A 6,247-nucleotide genomic window follows, 5' to 3' on the forward strand; every position below is an offset into this window, starting at 1 on the left:
CCAACGCGTGCACGGGCGCGGTTGGCCTGCACCGTTGCCGTGCCGCCGACAATCTCCATGACGTCGATCTCGGCAATACCGGCCGAACGCAGGCTTTGTTGCAGCCAGCCTTCATCTGCTTCGAAGAAGATGGAAATGATCTCCACGAGGGTCTTGCTGGAGAACAGGCGTTGACGACTGTTCATCGCAATCCAGAAGTAATGGAAGGCTTCGGCGAAATAGCGGCTGTGCCGGGCTTCGTCGGCAAGGTGATCACGCAGCATGTCGTTCACGCTGGACACCAGCGTGTCGCGGCAGACCTCCAGCAACTCGCGGGCAATGATCGTTTCCGAGACAAATCCCAGCAGGAACCAGGCCAGAGCGCGGTTTTTCTCCGGCGTGCGCGCGATCAAGGCGTTCATGCGGCTGATCCGCTTCGGAATGACCGGACGCCGGGTGATGCTGTAATACGCAGCGATCTGCTCGGCAATCTGGTTGGAAAACAGCGCGTGGTAGCCCTCGTCGGTATACAACTGCAGTGCCGCATGTTTCATCGGCAGCGGTATGTAGATGGGCAGTTCGCGGTGCGCGATGACTTCCACGGCGCGGTTGACGATGCGGTGTTCGAGCAGGGTGGTGTAATCGAGGAAATACACCAGATGATTGGCGGTAAGGCGGTGCAGGGTTTCGCGACCCTTGGCCTGGATGGCCGGATGCGCCAGATAGGGCACGAAGGCCGGGGGGAACCAGTAGCGGGTTTGCAATTGCTGCTCGACATCGCCCGGTAACCGGTAGTCATGGGTACTGCTGCGTACCGATGCACGGCTCTCCCAGTCTGGAAGCGTGAATTTCAGCGACCATGACACCGGGGCTTCGCTCTCGTCCATCGCCGTGGGAATCATGACTGTGCTCCGCTGAGCAGATCACGCATTTCCTGGCACATGGTGTGACCATCGCTTTCGCCGCAACCGACAAAGAACAACGGTTGCTCGGCGCTGCCCGCGATGCCGAGCAGGGTTTCAACCTGTGCGTCGGCAAATGCGCCGGTCAGCCAGGTGTTCAGCCCCAGCGTCGTTGCTACCAATTGAAAGGTTTGCGAGAGATGACCGGCCTCGATGAATGCCATGCGATAGGCGCGCGAGTGTTCGTACTTCCACCAGAGACGATCAAACCTGGCGGTGATGAACACGCCCAGCGGCAGGTTGTTGATGAAGTGCTGGCCGCCGAGCAATTGGCCCAGTTCCGGATCCGGCAGCGCATTGATCCGACTCAGAGCGTGTTCGGCAGGGTGGTAGGCGTAGATGCCGGGTTCCAGCCCGCTGACATTTTGCGCCAGGACAAATCCCTCACAGGCGTTCAATCCGCCGCCGGACGGGCAGCTCCGGCGGGCTTCGAGACCCGGCGCGACCGGATCGGCGTGGGCGTCTGCGCGCGGGGGAAGATAGCCGAGGGTCAGATACAGCAGCGTGCCGACCTCGTTCAGTGTCACCGCGGCACCGGTGTAGGAACGACAGGTTTTGCGCCTCATCAAGGCCTGAGTCAGGCTGTCATCATTAATGGCGCCCGGTACGGGCAGGGTAATCAAGGGCTGCACTGATCGCGGCGCCGGGGTGTTCGCAGGTTCCGGCTTCGCCAGCACTTCGCTGCAGTGCGCCAGATATTGCCTGGACCACTCGTGGATATTCCGAGGCGTATGTGCGCAAGGTATATTTTGTGTGCCGATGTGATAGATCTTCGATAGTTCATCCCAGCCCCAATCCGGGCTGTCTATTTTTGAAGTTGTTAGAATGCCTGCGTTCAGAAGTTGTCTGTCTATTATGTTGTTGGGGTCAAATATATCAGGGTTGTGTATAAGGCTGGCGAGGCGATGGGAGTATTCAAGATCAAGTTCGTGTTGAGTATGGTTCTTGTAGTTCCAGACAACTTGTCCGGGCGGGCGCGGCAATATAAAAAGAAAAGGATTGATATACATGGGTTCAGATCACTCAGGAAAAGTCTGATGGACGCCAGAGTGCCGGCACTCTCCAGCGTCCAGGCTACTTAGCGGCCGGTGGCTGCAACCAGAAAGGCCAGGTTGGCGAGTTTGTCTGTTTCGAGATAAATGGTTTTCATGATGTGAACTCCTTGTTCGTTGGTAGTTGGAGTCGCTTCGTTGCGACAACTTCATATTAGTTTGTAATCGGATATTGGCAAGCAGATATTAAGTAGGAATATTCCAGTAATTTTGTCGGAGTGATCTTTTGCAGGAGGCTTACTGTGTAGGTTTAATTTCCATGATTTACAGGCATGACGAAACTTCCTGCAAGGCGGCGAGAAAGAAGTTGTAGGAAGAGAGCAGGCCACTCATGTCGAGTGTGAAAAAAACGGGCGGAGGAGGCGCAAAAAAACGGGGAGCTCAGTGGCTCCCCGGTGTTCAAGCGCAATCAGCTGTTGGGCAGCAGACGGCAGGTGATGCTTTTGATGTAGCGGGTTTCAGCGATGGCCGGATGCACCGGATGATCCGGACCCTGACCGCCACGTTCGAGCATCTGGATGTTGCGGTCCAGATGACGGGCGCTGGTCAGCAGGATGTTCTGCAGATCGTCTTCCGGCAGGTGCATGGAGCACGAAGCACTGACCAGAATGCCGTCCTTGGTCAGTAGGCGCATGGCTTGCTCGTTGAGACGACGGTAGGCGCCTTCGCCGTTCTTCATGTCTTTCTTGCGTTTGATGAAGGCCGGCGGATCGGCAACGATCACGTCGAAGCGCTCTTCGCTGGCTTTGAGTTCCTTCAAGGCTTCAAAGACGTCGCCTTCGATGCAGGTCATCTTGTCAGCGAAGCCGTTCAGCGCGGCGTTGCGCTCGACACCGTCGAGGGCGAATGCAGAGGCGTCGACGCAGAACACTTCGCTGGCGCCGAACGCAGCGGCCTGCACGCCCCAGCCACCGATGTAGCTATAGAGATCAAGTACGCGTTTGCCCTTGGCGTAAGGTGCCAGGCGCGCGCGGTTCATACGGTGATCGTAGAACCAGCCGGTTTTCTGCCCTTGGATGACCGGCGCTTCGAACTTCACACCGTTCTCTTCCAGCGCGACCCACTCCGGTACCAGACCGAATACGGTTTCGACGTAGCGGTTGAGACCTTCGGCGTCGCGGGCGGCGGAGTCATTCTTGAACAGAATGCCACTTGGCTTGAGCACTTGGGTCAGCGCTGCGATCACGTCGTCCTTGTGCGCTTCCATGGTCGCCGAGGCGATCTGCACCACGAGGATGTCGCCGAAACGATCGACCACCAGACCCGGCAGCAGGTCGGAGTCGCCGTAGACCAGACGATAGAACGGCTTGTCGAACAGACGCTCGCGCAACGACAGCGCGACGTTCAGGCGATGCACCAGCAGCGACTTGTCGAGGGCCAGTTTGATGTCGCGCGACAGCAGGCGCGCGCAGATCAGGTTGTTCGGGCTCATGGCGACGATGCCCAACGGCTTGCCGCCAGCGGCTTCGAGCACCGCCTGATCGCCAGCCTTGAAGCCGTGCAGAGGCGTGGCGGCCACGTCGATTTCGTTGCTGTAGACCCACAAGTGGCCGTTGCGCAGGCGACGGTCGGCGTTGGCTTTGAGGCGCAGGCTAGGCAGGGACATGACGTCGCTCCGGAAAAAAGAGCGGGAGTATAGCGTGTTGAGGCGTGCTCCGGTCTGGCCTGCGATGAAAAGCGGGTGGCCCCTTCGCGATCAGGCTCGCTCCCACACTTGGAATGCATCCACCTGTGGGAGCGAGCCTGCTCGCGAAAGCGATTTCAGCTCTTATGCAGCCAGTGCGTCAATCAGGGCCTGACTGAACGCCGGCACATCATCCGGCTGGCGGCTGCTGATCAGGTTGCCGTCCTTGACCACTTCCTGATCGACCCAGTTGACCCCGGCATTGACCAGATCGTCCTTGACCGTCTTGTAGCTGGTCATGGTCTTGCCGTTGACCAGTCCCGCCGAGATCAGCAACCAGCTGCCGTGGCAGATCACGGCAATCGGCTTGCCCGCCGAAGCGGCAGTCTTGACCAGATGCTGAGCATCCTGATCGATACGGATGGTGTCGGAATTTTGCACTCCACCCGGCAGCAGCACGGCATCGTATTGATCGACGCTCACAGCCTGGAAAGTGTTGCTGACGGGGAAGTCGTCGGCCGGTTTGTCATGGTTCCAGCCTTTGACGGTGCCGGCCTCGGCCGAGAGGATATCGACCTGCACGCCAGCCTGCTCCAGGGCATCCTTGGGGCCGGTCATTTCGACCTGTTCGAAACCATCGGTAACCAAAATAGCGACGCGTTTGCCATTGAGGGAAGTTGCCATCGGTAAGCTCCTGAGTCTGTGGAGATTTTGCCTTCGCAGCGGACCATTGAGGTCCGATGCGCCCTACTGATTCCGAAGCCTGGGCACAGATGAAAGTTCCGACGATGTGCCCATCGGTGTGTCGCCCTGCGGTTTCAGCGGTTAGAATCGCCGCCTGCCCCGGAGTGTGTACTTATGTCCCAAGAGCTGACCACCGAACAGATTCAACAATCGCTGCAAGGCATCAGTGTGCCGGCGCAACCGCAGATCATGGTGGATCTGCAAATGGAGCAGTACATGCCCGACCCGGACCTGGAGGTGATCGCCAAACTGATCTCCCAGGACCCCGGTCTGTCCGGCGCGCTGCTGAAAATCGTCAACTCGCCGTATTACGGCCTGAGCAACAAGATCACCTCGATTCAGCGTGCGGTGAACCTGTTGGGCAGCCGCTCGATCATCAACCTGATCAACGCGCAGTCGATCAAGGGCGAGATGAACGACGATACCATCGTCACCCTCAACCGTTTCTGGGACACCGCGCAGGATGTGGCGATGACCTGCCTGACCCTGGCCAAGCGCATCGGCACCCAGGCCGGTGACGAAGCCTATGCGTTGGGCCTGTTCCACGATTGCGGCGTGCCATTGATGCTGCAGCGTTTCCCCAATTACATGACCGTGCTGGAAGAGGCCTACGCCAGCGCCAGCCCGGAATGCCGCGTGGTCGATACGGAAAACCGTGTGTTCAACACCAACCACGCCGTGGTCGGTTACTACACGGCCAAGTCCTGGCGCCTGCCGGAGCATGTCAGCGCCGCCATCGCCAACCACCACAACGCGCTGGCGATTTTCAGCGACGAATCGTCGAAGAACAGCCAGCTGAAAAACTTGCTGGCGATACTGAAAATGGCCGAGCACATCTGCGCCTCTTATCGCGTGCTGGGCAACCAGAGCGAGGATTTCGAGTGGAGCGCGGTCGGCCCGCTGGTGCTCGATTACGTCGGTCTGTCGGACTACGACTTCGAAACACTCAAACAAACGATTCGCGACCTCGGCGCGCATTGATCCGAGGACACCATGCCTGAACTGCCGGAAGTCGAAACCACCCGTCGCGGGATCGCCCCGCACCTGGAAGGCCAGCGGGTCAGCCGGGTCATCGTCCGCGACCGGCGCCTGCGCTGGCCGATCCCCGAAGACCTCGATGTGCGTCTGTCCGGGCAGCGCATCGTGCTGGTCGAGCGGCGCGCCAAGTACCTGTTGATCAACGCCGAGATCGGCACGCTGATCAGCCATTTGGGCATGTCCGGCAATCTGCGTCTGGTCGAGGCCGGGTTGCCGGCGTTGAAGCACGAGCACGTCGATATCGAACTGGAGTCGGGACTGGCCCTGCGCTACACCGACCCGCGACGCTTCGGTGCGATGCTGTGGAGCAACGACCCGCTCAATCACGAACTGCTGATTCGCCTCGGGCCGGAGCCGCTGACCGATCTGTTCGATGGCGAGCGCCTGTTCCAGCTGTCACGCGGGCGCTCGATGGCGGTCAAGCCGTTCATCATGGACAACGCGGTGGTGGTCGGGGTCGGCAATATCTACGCGACCGAAGCGCTGTTCGCCGCCGGCATCGATCCGCGCCGCGAAGCCGGGGGCATCTCCCGCGGGCGTTACTTGAAACTGGCAATCGAGATCAAGCGCATCCTCGCCGCCGCCATCGAGCGTGGCGGCACAACGTTGCGCGACTTCATTGGCGGAGACGGTCAGCCGGGCTATTTCCAGCAGGAACTGTTTGTCTACGGCCGCGGAGGTCAGCATTGCAAGGTCTGCGGCACCGGCCTGCGCGAAGTGAAGCTGGGCCAGCGCGCCAGCGTGTTTTGCCCGCGCTGCCAGACCTGAAAAAATCCTTGGGTCTATAGTGAGAAGTCTCACTGCTCAGCCCGAAGGATCGTGCCATGAAAGTCCTGCAAGTCTTCTTC

At 59.4% G+C, this 6,247-nt stretch carries 6 protein-coding genes; 2 read left to right on the forward strand and 4 right to left on the reverse strand.

What is annotated here, in order from left to right; genetic code table 11:
- The 4 genes from OQK_RS12540 to OQK_RS12555 all read right to left on the reverse strand — a co-directional run.
- A partial coding sequence (locus OQK_RS12540; RefSeq protein ID WP_016772698.1) for a diiron oxygenase occupies window positions 1-881 on the reverse strand: 881 nt, incomplete at its 3' end.
- Window positions 878-1,951, reverse strand: coding sequence for a SagB family peptide dehydrogenase (locus OQK_RS12545; protein ID WP_016772699.1), 1,074 nt, complete (start codon window positions 1,949-1,951; stop codon window positions 878-880). The genes OQK_RS12545 and OQK_RS12540, both read right to left, overlap by 4 nt.
- A gap of 451 nt (window positions 1,952-2,402) precedes the next feature.
- A complete protein-coding gene (locus OQK_RS12550; RefSeq protein WP_016772700.1) occupies window positions 2,403-3,599 on the reverse strand; it encodes a class I SAM-dependent rRNA methyltransferase in 1,197 nt (398 codons plus the stop codon).
- A gap of 162 nt (window positions 3,600-3,761) precedes the next feature.
- Window positions 3,762-4,301 carry a type 1 glutamine amidotransferase domain-containing protein gene (locus OQK_RS12555; RefSeq protein ID WP_016772701.1) on the reverse strand — a complete coding sequence of 180 codons (540 nt, stop codon included), beginning with the start codon at window positions 4,299-4,301 and terminating at the stop codon, window positions 3,762-3,764.
- 228 nt (window positions 4,302-4,529) lie between these two features.
- On the opposite strand from OQK_RS12555, the gene OQK_RS12560 reads away from it, so the two are divergent.
- On the forward strand, window positions 4,530-5,342 hold the full coding sequence (locus tag OQK_RS12560) for an HDOD domain-containing protein (RefSeq protein ID WP_160769650.1): 813 nt from the start codon (window positions 4,530-4,532) through the stop codon (window positions 5,340-5,342).
- 12 nt (window positions 5,343-5,354) lie between these two features.
- Window positions 5,355-6,167, forward strand: a complete 813-nt coding sequence (mutM, locus tag OQK_RS12565) for a bifunctional DNA-formamidopyrimidine glycosylase/DNA-(apurinic or apyrimidinic site) lyase (RefSeq protein WP_016772703.1) — start codon at window positions 5,355-5,357, stop codon at window positions 6,165-6,167.
- Window positions 6,168-6,247 lie beyond the last annotated feature (80 nt).

This window comes from Pseudomonas sp. R62, from assembly GCF_000257605.1.
GTDB classification, from domain to species: Bacteria; Pseudomonadota; Gammaproteobacteria; order Pseudomonadales; family Pseudomonadaceae; genus Aquipseudomonas; species Aquipseudomonas atacamensis.

Excerpts from the sequence above, each read along its gene's own strand:
- OQK_RS12545 (WP_016772699.1), bottom strand. The coding sequence starts at position 1,951 with ATGTATATCAATCCTTTTCTTTTTATATTGCCGCGCCCGCCCGGACAA.
- OQK_RS12550 (WP_016772700.1), bottom strand. The coding sequence starts at position 3,599 with ATGTCCCTGCCTAGCCTGCGCCTCAAAGCCAACGCCGACCGTCGCCTG.
- OQK_RS12555 (WP_016772701.1), bottom strand. The coding sequence starts at position 4,301 with ATGGCAACTTCCCTCAATGGCAAACGCGTCGCTATTTTGGTTACCGAT.
- mutM (WP_016772703.1), top strand. The coding sequence starts at position 5,355 with ATGCCTGAACTGCCGGAAGTCGAAACCACCCGTCGCGGGATCGCCCCG.